This is a genomic window from Lentzea sp. NPDC051208, from assembly GCF_040682435.1.
Taxonomy (GTDB): Bacteria; Actinomycetota; Actinomycetes; order Mycobacteriales; family Pseudonocardiaceae; genus Lentzea; species Lentzea kristufekii.
The window spans coordinates 54,047-68,311 of the sequence record NZ_JBFBAW010000008.1; the positions used below are offsets into that span (position 1 = coordinate 54,047).

The window sequence follows — 14,265 nt, forward strand, 5'->3', positions numbered from 1 at the left end:
TGGTGCGGGACCCTCGGTGGTGACGCGTGGGCCGGGGGTCGCTCAGTTGCCGGATCGTTAGGCCGGGTGGGTGATCTGGTGGTGCGAAAACCGCATTTCAGGGGTACCCAATGAGAATGAGATCCGTGTGGCGTGGGGCCATCTCGTTCGGCTTGGTGACGATCGCCGTGCGCCTTTACACGGCTGTCGAGGAGCATGACTTCCGTTTCAACCAGGTGCACCGGGAGGACGGCGGGCGCATCAAGTACAAGCGCGTCTGTTCGGTGTGTGGTGAAGAGGTGGAGTATTCGGAGATCACCAAGGGCTATGAGCTGGACGACGGCCGGATGGTGATCATGGAGAACGAGGACTTCGAGAAGTTGCCGGTGAAGACCGACAAGTCGATCGACGTCCTGGAGTTCGTGCCGGCGGAGGAGATCGATCCGATCTACTTCCAGAAGACGTATTACCTGGAGCCGGACAAGGCGGCGGCACGGCCGTACGTGTTGTTGCGGGACGCGCTGGTGAAGACGGGTCAGCTGGCGGTCGTGAAGATCACGATTCGGCAGAAGGAGACGCTGGCGACGATTCGGGCGCGTGATGACGTGCTGGTGATGCACACGATGTTGTGGCCGGACGAGATCCGCAAGGCGGAGTTCGACTTCCTGGACCAGGACGTGGAGGTGCGGCCGCAGGAGTTGAAGATGGCGACGTCGCTGGTGGAGTCGATGGCGGGCGACTTCGATCCGGACACGTTCACCGACGACTACCGGGACGCGCTGGAGAAGGTGATCGCGGCGAAGGCGGAGGGTGCGGAGTTGCCCGAGCAGCCGGAGGCCGAGGAGAAGGGTGATGTCATCGATCTGATGACGGCTCTGGAGCGCAGTGTGGAGAAGGCGAAGGCCGGGCGGAAGAGCGAGAAGAAGGCGCCGCCGAAGAAGAAGGCTTCGTCGGCGTAGATGGCCGGGCTCGACGAGTACCGGCGCAAGAGGGATGCGGCGAGGACGCCGGAGCCCGTTCCGAGCGCGGACGATCTGCCGAAGGGCGACAACGACACGTTCGTGATCCAGGAGCATCACGCGAGCAGCCTGCATTGGGATGTGCGGTTGGAGCGTGACGGGGTTCTGGTGTCGTGGGCGGTGCCGAAGGGTTTGCCGCCGACTACGGATGTGGTGCGGCTGGCTGTGCACACCGAGGACCATCCGCTGGAGTACGCGGAGTTCTCCGGGGAGATCCCGAAGGGTGAGTACGGCGGCGGTGAGATGTTCCTCTGGGATCGCGGCCGCTATGAGACGGTGAAGTGGTCGGACCGCGAGGTCGATGTGATCTTGCGCGGTGGTCGTGTGCAGGGGCAGTTCGTGTTCTTCCGTTCCGGGAAGGACGAGAAGAACTGGATGATGAAGCGCCGGCATGCGCCGGCGCGGCCGGACTGGCAGGTGTTGCCGGAGCTGCTGAAGCCGATGCTCGCGGTTCCGGGTCCTCTCCCCCACGACGATGATGATCAGTGGGCGTATGAGTTCAAGTGGGACGGTGTCCGGGCGATCCTGAGGGTCGAGGGCGGGCGTGTTCAGGCGTGGTCGCGGCTGGGCAACGACATCACGGTCGCTTATCCGGAGCTGCAGGGCGTGGGTGAGCAGCTGGGGTCGACGGAGGCTCTGCTGGACGGGGAGATCGTCGCGTTGCAGAACGGGCGGCCGAGTTTCAGCGCGTTGCAGAACCGGATGCACGTGACGAAGTCGGAGGCGGCTCGGCGGGCGGCGAAGCAGTATCCGGCCACGCTGCTGCTGTTCGACCTCTTGCACTTGGACGGCAGTTCCACGATGCAACTGCCTTTTCGGCAGCGTCGTGAGCTGTTGAGGGGTCTTGAGCTGCGGGGTCCGAACTGGATGACTCCCCCGTCGTACGACGAGGACGGGGCGTCGGTGCTGGCGGCGAGTCGTGAGCAGGGTTTGGAGGGTGTGGTCGCGAAGCGGCTGGATTCGCCCTATCAGCCGGGGACGCGGTCGCCGGTGTGGCGCAAGATCACGGACCTGATGGCGCAGGAGGTGGTGATCGGCGGCTGGCGGATGGGTGAAGGCAAGCGGGCCGGGGTGATCGGCGCGTTGTTGCTGGGTATTCCGCGGGACGGCGGGCTGGCGTTCGCGGGGTCGGTGGGCACGGGGTTCAACGACGCGGAGCTGGCGGTGCTGACGCCGCGGTTGAAGGCGTTGGCGCGCAGGTCGTCGCCGTTCGTGACGGAGATGCCGCGGGAGCGGTCGAAGGGCGCGAAGTGGGTGGAGCCGGAGCTGGTGGCGGAGGTGGTGTTCCGGCAGTGGACGCCGGACGGGCGGATGCGGTTTCCGGCGTGGCGTGGGTTGCGGCCGGACAAGACGCCGGAGGAGGTGCGTCGGGTTGTCGAGTGACGCGACTGTGCGGGTCGAGGACCGGGTGTTGAAGCTGACGAACCTGGACAAGGTGTTGTATCCGGGGTTCGGGTTCACCAAGGGTGAGGTGATCGATTACTACACCCGGATCGCGCCGGTGTTGCTGCCTCATCTGAAGGACCGTCCGGTGACGTTGAAGCGCTTTCCGAACGGGGTGGACGGGAAGTGGTTCTTCGAGAAGAACGCGTCGGAGCACCGTCCGGAGTGGGTGCGGACGATGCGGCTGGAGTCGCCGGGGAGTTCGAAGGGCAACGAGACCGTCAACTACGTGATGGTGGACGAGCTGGCGACGTTGGTGTGGCTGGCGAATCTGGCGGCGCTGGAGTTGCACGTGCCGCAGTGGACGGTGGGGCCGCGGGGCGGGAAGCGGGATCCTGATCTGCTGGTGTTCGACCTGGATCCGGGTCCGCCGGCGACGGTGGTGGAGTGTTGCCGGGTCGCGGAGCTGGTGCGGGTGGTGCTCGACGACGACGGTGTGGATTCGTGGGCGAAGACGTCGGGCAACAAGGGGATGCAGGTGTACGCGTACGCGCCGGCGAAGGACACGTCGGAGTATGCGAAGGCGGTGGCGCAGCGGTTGGCGCAGGAGCATCCGGCGTTGATCGTGTCGACGATGGCGAAGGCGCAGCGCACGGGGAAGGTGTTCATCGACTGGTCGCAGAACAATCCGGCGAAGACGACGGTGGCGCCGTATTCGTTGCGGGCTCGGGAGCGGCCGGCGGTGTCGACGCCGGTGACGTGGGACGAGGTCGAGGACTGCGAGGTCGTGGAGGATCTGGTGTTCACGGCGGACGAGGTGCTGGAGCGGGTCGAGAGCGCGGGTGACCTGTTCGGGAGTTGATGTTCTGGTCGATTGCCGATCTGGGGGTTTGCCGTGAACATCGAGCTCGCCGAGTACGACTCCGCCTGGCCCGGTCTGTATGAACGGGAACGGGTGCGGGTGCTGGCCGCGTTGCCGGGTGCGGTGCTGGAGCACGTGGGGTCGACGTCGGTGCCGGGGTTGTGCGCGAAGCCGTTGATCGACCTGATGCTGGTGGTGGACGCTCCGCTGGACGAGGCGTCGTACGTGCCCGCGCTCGAGGCGGCCGGGTATGGGGTGTCGGTGCGGGAGGACGACTGACACGAGCACCGGATCCTCAAGGGCCCGGACACGGACGTCAATCTGCACGTGTTCCCGCGTGGGTGTGCCCAGGTGCGGCGGCATCTGCTGTTCCGCGACTGGCTGCGCGGCAACGCCGCGGACCGCGAGTTGTACGCGTCGGCCAAGCGGGAGCTGGCGGCGCGGCCGTGGGAGCGGGTGCAGGACTACACGGACGCGAAGAACGCCGTGGTGCTGGAGATCCTGGAACGCGCGTGTCTGGCGTGTCCGGTGGAGCCGGGTGAGGTCGAGTTCGTGACGGAGACGGCGCCGCACAACGCCCCGGTGGTGCTGCGGGAGCACGATCCGGCGTGGGCGGGGTGGTACGCCGGTGAGGAGGCGAAGATCCGGGCCGCGCTGGGCGGGCGGGTCGTCCGGCTGGAGCACGTGGGGTCGACGTCGGTGCCGGGGCTGGCGGCGAAGCCGTTGATCGACATCCTGCTGGTGGTGCCGGATTCGGCCGACGAGGACGCCTACGTGCCGGCGTTGGTGGGGGCGGGTTACCACCTGCGGTTGCGTGAGCGGGCGTGGCACGAGCACCGGGTGCTCAAGGGCACGGTGCCGGACGTGAACCTGCACGTCTTCTCCCCCAGGTGTGAGGAGCTGGACCGGATGCTGGCGTTCCGCGACCGGCTGCGTGCTCACCCGGAGGACCGGGAGGAGTACGAGCGCACGAAGCGCGAGCTGGCGGCCCGGACGTGGGGGCGGGTGCAGGACTACGCCGACGCCAAGACCCGGGTGGTGGAGCGGATCATTCTGCGGGCGCTGGGCTGAAGCGGCGCCGGTAGTCCGACGGGGTGAGGCCGGTTTCGCGGCGCATCAGGGCGCGGAGGTTGGCGGCGGTGCCGAGGCCGGTGCGGCGGGCGACGACGTCGAAGCGCCGCTCCCCCAGTTCGATGAGCCGGCAGGCGAGGGTGACGCGTTCGCCGGTGAGCCACGCGAGTGGTGTGGTGCCGAGTTGTGCCTGGAAGCGGCGGTGCAGGGTGGCCGGGCTGACGGCGGCGCGGGTGGCGAGGTCGGTGACGGTGAGCGGGGTGTCGAGGTGGTGCTGGGCCCAGGCGAGGACGGGGGCGAGTGACTCGTCGGGCAGGTCGGGGACGGGGCGTTCGACGAACTGGCGCTGGCCGCCGTCGCGGTGGGCGGCGAAGACGAGGCGGCGGCTGACGGAGCTGGCGATCTGGGCGCCGTGGTCGCGGCGGACGAGGTGCAGGCCGAGGTCGAGGGCGGCGGCGCTGCCGGCGGAGGTGAGGATGTCGCCGTCGTCGACGAACAGGACGTCGGGTTCGAGGTGCACGGCCGGGAAGCGGGTGCGGAAGTCGTCGGCCCACTGCCAGTGGGCGGTGGCGCGGCGGCCGTCGAGGACGCCGGCTTCGGCGAGGGTGAAGGCGCCGCTGCAGAACCCGACGAGGCGGGCGCCGCGGGTGTGGGCGCGGCGGATGGCGTCGAGGACCTCCGGGCGTCTGGGTGCGTCGACGTTGGGGCGGTTGGGGACGATGAGGGTGTCGGCGGTGTCGGTGGCGGCGAGGTCCGCGACGCCGGTGAGGGTGAAGAATCCGTCGCGCATCGCCGTGTGGGGTTCGGGTGCGCAGAGGCGGAAGTCGTAGAGGTGGCCGCCGATCTCGGGGCGGTGCAGGCCGAAGACCTCGGTGGCGCAGCCGAGTTCGAACGGGTTGGAGTTCTCGTCGACGATGACCACGACTCGGTGCGAGGAATCTTGCGGCATGTGCGATTCCTAGCACTCACGCCTGTGGTGCGGCAACGGCGAGGCTGGTGGCTGTGAACAGCGAACCCATTGCCCTCGACAAAGCCCTGGCCTCGTTCGACGACCTGTGGAGCCCTCGGATCGTCACGCAGGTCAACGACTACGACGTGCGTGTCACGAAGGTCCGGGGTGAGCACCTCTGGCACGTGCACGACGACACCGACGAGTTCTTCCTGGTGCTCGACGGTGAGCTGCGCATCGCGTTGCGTGAACCCGCTGGGGAGCGGACGGTCGTGCTCGCGAAGGGGTCGGTGTTCACCGTGCCGCGCGGGACGTTCCACAAGCCGTCGGCTCCGCACGGCGCGGAGATCCTGCTGTTCGAGCCCACCGGGACCTCGACGGTCGGTGATCGGCACGACGAGGTCCCGGCTCACGTCGACGCGACGACGGGACACGCGCTGCGCTAGGTATCGAGACCAGTGCCGGTTCTGGCCTCGTAGATCGCCCGGCTCGGGAAGAATCACGTCCTGTGAGGTTCGGGGTGCTCGGTCCGGTGCTGGTCGACGGCGTGGAGGTCGCGGCGCCGCGGCAGCGTGCGCTGCTGGCGATGCTCGTGCTCGACGCCGGGCGGATCGTGGGGCACGACCAGCTGATCGGCGGCTTGTACGCCGACCCGCCCGCGGGGGCGGCCAACGCCCTGCAGTCGCAGGTCTCGCGGTTGCGCCGCACGGTGCCAGGGCTGGTGATCGAGCACCACCCGGCGGGCTACCGGCTCGTCGCCGGGCCGTCCGAGGTGGATCACCTGCACTGCGCCGAGCTGCTCGCGGCCGGACGGGCCGCGCAGGCGCTGGCGTTGTGGCGCGGGCCCGCCCTCGCGGACGTCGACGCGCCGTTCGTGGCGGTGGCGCGGCAGAACCTCACGGAAGTGCTCATCGGCTGCGCGGTGTCGGGCGGGACCGCGAAAGACCTGCAAGAGCTGCTCGCCCAGCACCCGTTGCGGGAGGACCTGCGGGCGGCGCTGATGCGGTCGCTGCACCGCGACGGCCGCCAGGGCGAGGCGCTGGAGGTGTTCGCGCAGGGCCGGGAGCTGCTGGCCGGCGAACTGGGCGTCGATCCCTCCCCCGTGCTCGCGGCCGCGCACCTGGAGGTGCTGCGGGCGCAGGCACCGCACCGGGGCGTGCCCGCGCAGCTCACCAGCTTCGTGGGCCGCGACGAGGACCTGCGGCGGGTGTCGAAGTGGCTGCGCGACAACCGGCTCGTCACGCTCATCGGCCCCGGCGGCACCGGCAAGACCCGGCTCGCCGTGGAGGTCGCGCACCGCGAACCGGGCGAGGTGGCGTTCGTCGACCTCAGCGCGACCACCGACGTCGCCCGCGCCATGCTCGACGGCCTCGGGGTGCGTGAGGCCGGACTGCTGTCCGGTGGCCCGGTCAGCGTCGAGGAACGGCTGCGGGCGGCGCTGGCGGCCCGTGACGTCGTGCTGGTCGTGGACAACTGCGAACACGTCATCGACGACGCCGCCCGCGTTCTCGGCGCCGTGCTCGCCTCCTGCCCGGACGTGCGGGTGCTGGCCACCAGCCGTGAACCGCTCGGCATCACCGGCGAGACGCTGAGCCCGGTCACCGCGCTGGACGACGACGCCGCCACCCGCCTGTTCCTCGACCGGGCGCAGGCCGTGAAGCCGGGGTTCCACGCCGATGCGGGCGTCGTCGCCGAGGTGTGCCGGCGGCTGGACGGCATCGCGCTCGCCATCGAGCTCGCCGCCGCCCGCGTGCGGACCCTGCCGCTGGCCGAGATCACCGCCCGCCTCGACGACCGGTTCCGGTTGCTGTCCAAGGGCAGCCGCACCGCCGCGCCCCGTCACCGCACGCTGCACGCCGTCGTGGAGTGGAGCTGGGACCTGCTCACCGACGCCGAACGCGACCTCGCCGCGCGCTTCACCGTGTTCTGCGGTGGAGCAGGCCTGGACGCGGTCACCGCGGTGTGCGAGTCCGATGTGGACACGCTGACGTCGCTGGCGGACAAGTCACTCGTCGAGGTCGTCGACGACCGGTACCGGATGCTCGACACCATCCGCGCGTTCTGCGCCACCCACGCCCCGGACCTCGCGGCCGGGCACGCGCGCTGGTTCCTGCAACGTGCGCAGCAGGCCGAACCGCACCTGCGCGCCCACGGCCAGATCGAGTGGCTGGCCCGGCTCGCCGCCGACCACGACAACCTCGTCGCCGCCGTCACCTGGGCAACCCGCCACGACGTGCGCCTCGCCCTGGAGCTCGTGGCCGCGCTCGCCACCTACTACTGGTTCCGCGGCCTGCGCACCGAGGCCGCCCAGCAGGCCGACGCCGTGCTGCACGCGTGCGGCGAGACCCCGCCGCCCGGCCACGAGCAGGAGTACGCGCTGTGCCTGCTGATCGCCTGGCCGGTCGCGGCCGGCGACCAGAGCGCCCGCATCCGGCAGGCCGACGCGCTGCTGGACAGGCTCGTCGACCCGCCGCGCTACCCGATCATGACCATGATGTGGGGCATGGCGCTCGGTGCGCCGCAAGGCGACTCCCAGGTGTGGCACCGCCGCAACCGGCTGCTCGGCGGCGACCCGTGGAGTGCCGCTCTGGCGCTGGTCGGCGACGGTCTCGTGGCACGCATGGCAGGCGACCAGGTGGCGGGTGCCGACCTGCTGGCGCGGGGCGCGCAGGCGTTCACGCGGATCGGTGACCGCTGGGGTGCGGCGCTCGCGTTCAACCAGCTCGGCGAGATCGCCCTGGCGCAAGGCGACGCCGCAGGCGCCTTGGAGCACGTCGAACGGGGCCGCGGCCTGCTCGACGAGCTCGGCTCCACCGAGGACACCGCCGAAGCCGTCATCGGACGCGCGCAGGCCGCCCTGCTCGCCGGCGACCTCGACGGCGCCCGCACGGACTTCGGTCTCGCGCTGACCCTCGCGCGGCGCGCCGGAGCACTCGTGGTGCAGGCCGGCGCCCACCTCGGCTTGGCCGGGCTCGCCCGCGTCACCGGCGACTACGCGGCCGCCCGCGAGCAGTGCGACCAGGCGTGGGAGCGGTGCCCGGGCGGCTGGTACGGGCCTGACCAGATGCGCTGCCACATCGCCGTGGAACGTGGCCGCGTCGCGCGGGCCGAAGGCGATCCCGTCCTGGCCCGCCGGTACTTCGAGGAGGCACTGCGACGGGCCGAGGGCCAGCGCGACCACGTAACCGTGACCGCCGTGCGCGCCGACCTCGCCGCCCTGGCCGTGACCTGATCCGCCGCCACCACAACCACGCCGGCAGCCTGCGGTGCGCGACGAACGTCCACAGGTCGTCCTCGGCCACCTCGTCGGGGTGGCGGCGCAGCACCTCCAGGCACTCCCGCGACACCACCCCGTGGATGCGCGCCACGTGCGCCAGCGCCGTCGCGCCCTGGCGGCGGACCTCGATGCGGTTGTGGTCCAGCGCGCGGGCCACCCGCCGCGACACCACCAGCGGGTCCGGATGCGACAGGGCCAGGCCGATCACCGCCACCCCGACCATGTCCTCGCCGCGGTCGAACGCCGCGTCGACCTCCTCGGGGCGGGCGACGCCCATCAGCGCCGAGTAGTCGTGCCAGTTCACGCCCTCACCGCGCATCGCCCGGTCCAGCAGGAACCGCTGCCTGCCGTCGGAGCGTTCCCCGGTGTGGTCGAAGTCCGCGGCCAGGTACCGCCACACGGCCGCGGTGTCGGCACGGCAGGTCGAGGCCAGGATCCGGCACAGCTCCAGCACGTGTCCGGGATCGCTGGCCTGCGCGAGCTCGCCCAGGACACCGGGCGGGCGGCCCAGGTCCTGCCACGCCAGCCGCGCGAGCGCCGGCACCTCGTCGACGGCCACCCAGCCGTCGGCCCCGCCGCGCCCGATCTCGGCTGGCGTCAGCGAGGCCCGGCATCGGGCGTGTTCGAGCGGGATCACGCTCAGACCTGCGGCACCGCGCGCAGCAAGGCACGCGTGTAGTCGTGAGACGGCGTGAGGAGTACTTGTTCGACTGAGCCTTGTTCCACGATTTTCCCCTGATGCATCACCGCGACCCGGTCGGCGATCTGCCACGCCAGCCCTAGGTCGTGCGTGATGATCAATGAAGCAAGGCCCAGTTCGCGGCGCAACCGGAGCAGCAGCGCCACGATCTCCCCGCGCACCGAGGCGTCCAGGGACGCGACGGGCTCGTCGGCCACCAGCAGACGGGGCTGCAGCACCAATGCTCCGGCGATCACCACCCGCTGCTGCTGACCCCCTGACAGCTCGTGCGGCAGCGACTCCAGGTACAGGCTCGCCGGACGCAGCTCAGCGCGTTCGACAGCGGCCGTGACCAGGGATTCCTGCTCCTGCGCCAGGCCGTGCACGCGCAGCCCCTCGGCGACCGCATCGAACACCGTGTGACGCGGGTTCAGGGCGCTGGACGGGTCTTGGAGCACCAGCTGCACCTGACGCCGGAAGGCCTTGAGCGCCTTGCCGGTGCGGCCCACCTCGGCACCGTCGAAGATCACCCGACCGGAGGACGGCTTCCGCAGCCCCATTATGGTACGAGCCAGTGTCGTTTTGCCGGATCCGGACTGGCCGACCAGCGCCACGATCTCGCCGCGCCCGATCGTCAGGTCCACCCCGTCGACCGCGCGGGTGCGCCCGTAGTCGACCACCAGATCCCGCACCCGCAGCAGCGGCTCCGGCTCCGGGGCGGGCTCGGCCCAGCGGTGCGCCGGATCGCCGATCACCGGGAACGCCGCCGTCAGCGCCGCGGTGTGCGGATGCCGCGGGTTCGCGATCACCTCACGGGTGCGGCCGCGTTCGACCACCTCACCGCGATGCATCACGGCGAGGTCCTCACACGTCTCGGCGAGCACCGACAGGTCGTGGCTGATCATCAGCAACCCGAGGTCCTGCTCGGCCACCAGGCGTTTCATCACCGCCAGCACCTGCGCCTGCACCACCACGTCCAGCGCCGTCGTCGGCTCGTCCGCGATCACCAGCCGCGGCCCGCACGCCAGCGCCATCGCGATCATCACCCGCTGCTTCTGCCCGCCCGAGAGCTCGTGCGGATACGACCGCGCCTTCTCCCGCGGCAGCTCCACCTGCTCCAGCAACTCGGCCACGCTGCCTTGCGTGCCGTGCAACCGCATCGGCTCGGCGATCTGGTCACCCACGCGGCGCACGGGGTTGAGCGAGTGCATCGCGCCCTGGAACACGATCGACGCCGCCGCCCACCGCACCGCCCGCAACCGGCCCCACGACATCGTCCGCACGTCGTCACCGTCGAGCAGGATCTCGCCCTCGACCCGCGCGCTCCTGGGCAGCAGCCGCAGCACCGACATCGCCACCGTCGACTTGCCCGACCCCGACTCACCCGCCAGCCCGAGCGTCTGACCCGGCGCGAGCGTCAGGTCCACCTCGCTGACGACGCGTTTCGGTCCGTAGTGGACGGAGAGGTTCTTCAACTCCAGCATCGGGTTCACCTCTTCGGCGTCACAACGGCTTCGAGGGCGCGCCCGACGAGCGTGAACGCCAGCACCACGACCACGATCGCCAGACCCGGCGGCAGCAGGTACCACCACGCCTGCTGCGGCACCGCCCCGTGCAGCTGGGCCTGGTGCAGCATCGCGCCCCACGAGATCCGCGTCGGATCACCCAGCCCCAGAAACGCCAGCGTCGACTCCGCCACGATCGCCGACGCCACCGCCAGCGTCGCGTTGACCAGCACCAGCGGCACCACCGACGGCACCACGTGCCGCCCGATGACGTGGACGTGCCCGCCGCCGAGCGCCCGTGCGCGTTCCACGAACGGACGGGCCTCGATCGTCAGCGTCTGCGCACGCACCATCCGTGCCGTCGACGGCCAGCTCGTCAGCCCGATCGCCAGCACGATCGTGCCCAGCCCGCGCGGCAGCACCGTCGACAGCGCGATCGCCAGCACCAGCGCCGGCAGCACTAGGAAGAAGTCCGTGACCCGCAGCAACGCCCCCGCCAGCAGGCCGCCGAAATGACCGCTCACGATCCCGACGAGCGTGCCGATCCCGACCGACAGGATCGCCGCCGTCAGCCCGACGAACAACGACGTGCCCGTGCCCTGCGCCATCAACAGCGCCACCGACCGTCCGGTGTGGTCGGTGCCCAGCCAGTGCCCGGCGTCCGGTCCCTGCCACGCGTCCGCCGTCACCCGCGTGACGTCCAGCGACTCCGCGTCGATCAGCAGCGGCGCGATCACCGCGACCAGCGCCGCCACGGCGAGGATTCCGGCACCCGCGAGGCCGGTTCTGTCGAACCTGTTCATACGACCTTCACCCGTGGATCCAGGACCCCGTGCAGCAGGTCGGCGAGCAGGTTCATCACCACGACCGCGCCCGCCGTCACCACCAGCAGCCCCTGCAGCAGGAAGTAGTCCGGCCCGGTCAGCGCGTCGTAGAACAACAGCCCCAGACCCGGCCAGGAGAACACCGTCTCCGTCGTGATCGCCCCGGCCACCACCAGCCCGAACCGCAGGAACACCAGCGTGATCGCCGGCAGCACCGCGTTGGGCACGGCGTGGCGGCGCCGCACCAGGTCGTCGCGCAGGCCCTTGGCGCGGGCCGTCGTCAGGTAGGGGGCGTGCATCTCCTCCAGCAACGACGACCGCATCACCAGCGCGTACTCCGCGCACACCACCGCGACCAGCGTCACCGACGGCAGCACCAGGTGATGGCCCACGTCCAGGGCCTGCGACACGAAGTCCGGCGCCGTGTCGGTGTCGCGCATGCCCCGCGACGGGAACAGGTCCCCCGTCACCATCATCAGCAGCATGCCCAGCCAGAACGTCGGCACCGCCCACAACGTCAGCGACACCCCCGTCGTGACCTTGTCGAACGCCGAGTCACGACGCCACGCCGCCCGCACCCCGAGCCACAACCCCAGCAGCACCGCGATCAGCGTCGCCGTGCCCACCAGCAGCAGCGTCGGTCCCAGCCGCTCCCCGATCACCTCCGAGACCGGGCGGCGGAACGTGAACGACGTGCCGAGATCACCCCGCAGCAGCGAGGTGAAGTAGCTCCAGAACTGCTCGTGCAGCGGACGGTCCAGGCCGAACTGCGCGCGCAGCTCGGCCTGCATCGCCGCCGTGGTCGGACGGCCGCGCGTCATCGAGACCACGGGGTCGCCGGGCACGACCCGGAACAGGAAGAAGCCCAGCACCGCCACCATCAGCAAGCTGAGCGCGGCACCACCGAACCGACCGGCCAGACGCACTTACTCGCGCTCCCCTGCCGTAGCTTTGCGCCGCCGCGCCAGCACCACGAACGCCAGCACCACCGCCGCGATCGCCGCACCGGCCGCGGCGAACCCGGCCCACCCCATGCCCCCGGTCCGCGCGGCGCGCTGCGCGGGTTCGGCGCCGTAGTAACCCCACATGCCGTTCTGCGCCATGATCACGCCACCCTGCGCGGGCTGCGTGGTGAACCTCGCGAAGCGGTCGGACCGGTAGCCCTCCAGCGCGTTCTCGTAGGCCAGCACCACGGCGGGCACCTGGTCGTAGAAGCGCGCCTGCATCTGCTTCACGATCTCGACGCGCTTCGCCTCGTCGAACTCCGAGAGCTGCTCGGCGTAGAGCCTGTCGTAGGTCTCGTCGCAGAAGTAGGTGTCGGTGGTGCCGCCCTTGCCGTCCGCGCCCGGCCGTTGCGCGCAGGTGTGCAGGCTCAGCACGAAGTCCGGGTCGATGTTCGTCGACCAGCCCGAGAACGCCAGGTCGTAGGTCGCGGCGGTGGTGGACTCGTTGAGCTGGTTGTCCGACACCAGCCGCACGTCGAGCGGGACGCCGATGTCGCCCAGCGACCGCTTGAGGTACTCGCTGGCCTGCTCGTCGTAGGCCCGTCCGGCACGGCCGATCAGCCGCAGCGGAAAGCGCGTTCCGTCGGCCTTGCGCGGATACCCGGCGGCGTCGAGCGCCGCGCCGGCCGCGGCCGGGTCGAACCTGCGCAGCTCGGCCGCGGACGGCTGCCAGTGGTACTTGCCGAACACCGGCGGCACGAGACCGGCGCCCTTCTCCGCGTAGCCGAGGTTCACCCGCGCCACCAGGGCGTCGAGGTCGATGGCCTGCGCGATGGCCCGGCGCACCCGCACGTCGCGCAGCACCGAGCTGCCGTCGCCGATCGGCTCACCGGTGCGGGTCTGCGCGCCGGGGTTGATCATCAGCTCGGTGAAGCGGCGGCCCATCGCCTTGTTGCGGGTGACGCCCTCCTTGCCCTGCAGCGAGTCGAACTGCGCCGGCGCCATCCGGTTGACCAGGTCGACCTCGCCCTTGCCCAGCGCCTGCACCGCGGCGTCGGAGTTCTGGAAGTACACGAAGTGCAGCTCGTCGTACTTCGGCGCGCCGCGCCAGTAGGTCCTGTTGGCCTTGAGCTTGATGAACTGCCCCGGCACGTGCTCGGACAGCACGAACGGCCCGGAGCCCACGACCGGCATCTGGTCGTTGGCGTAGTCCTTGATGCTGCCGACCTTCGACCACACGTGCTCGGGCACGATCGGCACGTCCAGCGCCAGCATCGTCACCTGCGGCGTCTTGGTCCGGATGACCACGTTCCGGTCGTTCGGGGCGGAGACGTCGGCGAAGTTGCCGACGAAGCTGCCGTTCGCGGTCCTGGCGACCTCGTCGGACAGCATCAGGTTGTAGGTGAAGGCGACGTCGCGGGCCGTGATCGGCACGCCGTCGGACCACTTCTTGCCCTCGGGGACCGTGAAGGTCCACGTCAGCCGATCAGGTGATTGTTCCCATCTGTTCGCCAGGCCCTCGGTGACCGACTGGTCCTCCGCGGTGTAGGCGGTCAGGTAGTCGTACATCAACCGGCCGATCTCGGTGCTCGACTGGAACACCGCGAGGAACGGGTTCATCGAGTCGATCTGCTGCACGATCGCGACCTTCAGGACCACCGGCTGCTGCGCCGATGCCGGAGGCGACGAAAGGCCCAAAATCATTGCTGTCGCAAGCAATGCGCACAACTTCACCCGCACGAAAACCCCTCTTCCCCAGCAGCCCACCGCTAA

At 70.4% G+C, this 14,265-nt stretch carries 12 protein-coding genes and 1 pseudogene; 8 read left to right on the top strand and 5 right to left on the bottom strand.

Going from position 1 to position 14,265, the window contains the following annotated elements:
• The first annotated feature begins 116 nt into the window (after nucleotides 1-116).
• The 5 genes and pseudogenes from AB0M48_RS20640 to AB0M48_RS20660 all read left to right on the top strand — a co-directional run bounded on the left by AB0M48_RS20640 (nucleotide 117) and on the right by AB0M48_RS20660 (nucleotide 4,314).
• Nucleotides 117-938 carry a Ku protein gene (locus AB0M48_RS20640; protein ID WP_363844209.1) on the top strand — a complete coding sequence of 274 codons (822 nt, stop codon included), beginning with the start codon at nucleotides 117-119 and terminating at the stop codon, nucleotides 936-938.
• Nucleotides 939-2,381 (top strand): non-homologous end-joining DNA ligase, encoded by a 1,443-nt coding sequence (ligD, locus tag AB0M48_RS20645; protein ID WP_363844212.1) that lies wholly within the window; start codon nucleotides 939-941, stop codon nucleotides 2,379-2,381. It begins immediately after the preceding gene.
• The gene (ligD, locus tag AB0M48_RS20650) at nucleotides 2,371-3,243 is read left to right on the top strand and encodes a non-homologous end-joining DNA ligase (protein ID WP_363844214.1); all 873 of its coding nucleotides are present in this window, start codon (nucleotides 2,371-2,373) and stop codon (nucleotides 3,241-3,243) included. The genes ligD (AB0M48_RS20645) and ligD (AB0M48_RS20650) overlap by 11 nt, the downstream gene beginning before the upstream one ends.
• 33 nt (nucleotides 3,244-3,276) lie before the next feature.
• Nucleotides 3,277-3,741, top strand: a pseudogene (locus AB0M48_RS20655) (GrpB family protein); the annotation flags it as partial.
• Between the two features lie 87 nt (nucleotides 3,742-3,828).
• Nucleotides 3,829-4,314: a GrpB family protein gene (locus AB0M48_RS20660; RefSeq protein ID WP_363845148.1), complete on the top strand. Its 486-nt coding sequence runs from the start codon at nucleotides 3,829-3,831 to the stop codon at nucleotides 4,312-4,314.
• On the opposite strand, the gene AB0M48_RS20665 is transcribed toward AB0M48_RS20660, so the two are convergent.
• Entirely contained in the window at nucleotides 4,292-5,263 is a 972-nt protein-coding gene (locus AB0M48_RS20665) for a helix-turn-helix domain-containing protein (protein WP_363844217.1), read from the bottom strand. The two genes, AB0M48_RS20660 and AB0M48_RS20665, sit on opposite strands and share 23 nt — an antisense overlap.
• A gap of 53 nt (nucleotides 5,264-5,316) precedes the next feature.
• Between AB0M48_RS20665 and AB0M48_RS20670 the strand changes: the two genes are divergently transcribed.
• The 3 genes from AB0M48_RS20670 (at nucleotide 5,317) to AB0M48_RS20680 (ending at nucleotide 9,219) form a co-directional block, all read left to right on the top strand.
• A complete protein-coding gene (locus AB0M48_RS20670; RefSeq protein WP_363844220.1) occupies nucleotides 5,317-5,709 on the top strand; it encodes a cupin domain-containing protein in 393 nt (130 codons plus the stop codon).
• Nucleotides 5,710-5,771: 62 nt separating this feature from the next.
• Nucleotides 5,772-8,495, top strand: a complete 2,724-nt coding sequence (locus AB0M48_RS20675) for a BTAD domain-containing putative transcriptional regulator (RefSeq protein WP_363844223.1) — start codon at nucleotides 5,772-5,774, stop codon at nucleotides 8,493-8,495.
• 34 nt (nucleotides 8,496-8,529) lie between these two features.
• On the top strand, nucleotides 8,530-9,219 hold the full coding sequence (locus AB0M48_RS20680) for a hypothetical protein (protein WP_363844226.1): 690 nt from the start codon (nucleotides 8,530-8,532) through the stop codon (nucleotides 9,217-9,219).
• Here the strand turns inward: AB0M48_RS20680 and AB0M48_RS20685 are convergent.
• From AB0M48_RS20685 to AB0M48_RS20700, 4 genes are read right to left on the bottom strand one after another with little or no spacing between them, the layout of a single operon-like run.
• A complete protein-coding gene (locus tag AB0M48_RS20685; protein WP_363844229.1) occupies nucleotides 9,180-10,703 on the bottom strand; it encodes an ABC transporter ATP-binding protein in 1,524 nt (507 codons plus the stop codon). The genes AB0M48_RS20680 and AB0M48_RS20685 overlap by 40 nt on opposite strands.
• A 5-nt stretch (nucleotides 10,704-10,708) precedes the next feature.
• On the bottom strand, nucleotides 10,709-11,527 hold the full coding sequence (locus AB0M48_RS20690) for an ABC transporter permease (RefSeq protein WP_363844232.1): 819 nt from the start codon (nucleotides 11,525-11,527) through the stop codon (nucleotides 10,709-10,711).
• Nucleotides 11,524-12,474 (bottom strand): ABC transporter permease, encoded by a 951-nt coding sequence (locus tag AB0M48_RS20695; protein ID WP_363844235.1) that lies wholly within the window; start codon nucleotides 12,472-12,474, stop codon nucleotides 11,524-11,526. The genes AB0M48_RS20690 and AB0M48_RS20695 overlap by 4 nt, the downstream gene beginning before the upstream one ends.
• The gene (locus AB0M48_RS20700; RefSeq protein WP_363844238.1) at nucleotides 12,475-14,196 is read right to left on the bottom strand and encodes an ABC transporter substrate-binding protein; all 1,722 of its coding nucleotides are present in this window, start codon (nucleotides 14,194-14,196) and stop codon (nucleotides 12,475-12,477) included.
• Nucleotides 14,197-14,265 lie beyond the last annotated feature (69 nt).

Excerpts from the sequence above, each read along its gene's own strand:
- ligD (WP_363844212.1), top strand. The coding sequence starts at position 939 with ATGGCCGGGCTCGACGAGTACCGGCGCAAGAGGGATGCGGCGAGGACG.
- AB0M48_RS20685 (WP_363844229.1), bottom strand. The coding sequence starts at position 10,703 with ATGCTGGAGTTGAAGAACCTCTCCGTCCACTACGGACCGAAACGCGTC.
- AB0M48_RS20665 (WP_363844217.1), bottom strand. The coding sequence starts at position 5,263 with ATGCCGCAAGATTCCTCGCACCGAGTCGTGGTCATCGTCGACGAGAAC.
- AB0M48_RS20700 (WP_363844238.1), bottom strand. The coding sequence starts at position 14,196 with ATGATTTTGGGCCTTTCGTCGCCTCCGGCATCGGCGCAGCAGCCGGTG.
- AB0M48_RS20640 (WP_363844209.1), top strand. The coding sequence starts at position 117 with ATGAGATCCGTGTGGCGTGGGGCCATCTCGTTCGGCTTGGTGACGATC.
- AB0M48_RS20690 (WP_363844232.1), bottom strand. The coding sequence starts at position 11,527 with ATGAACAGGTTCGACAGAACCGGCCTCGCGGGTGCCGGAATCCTCGCC.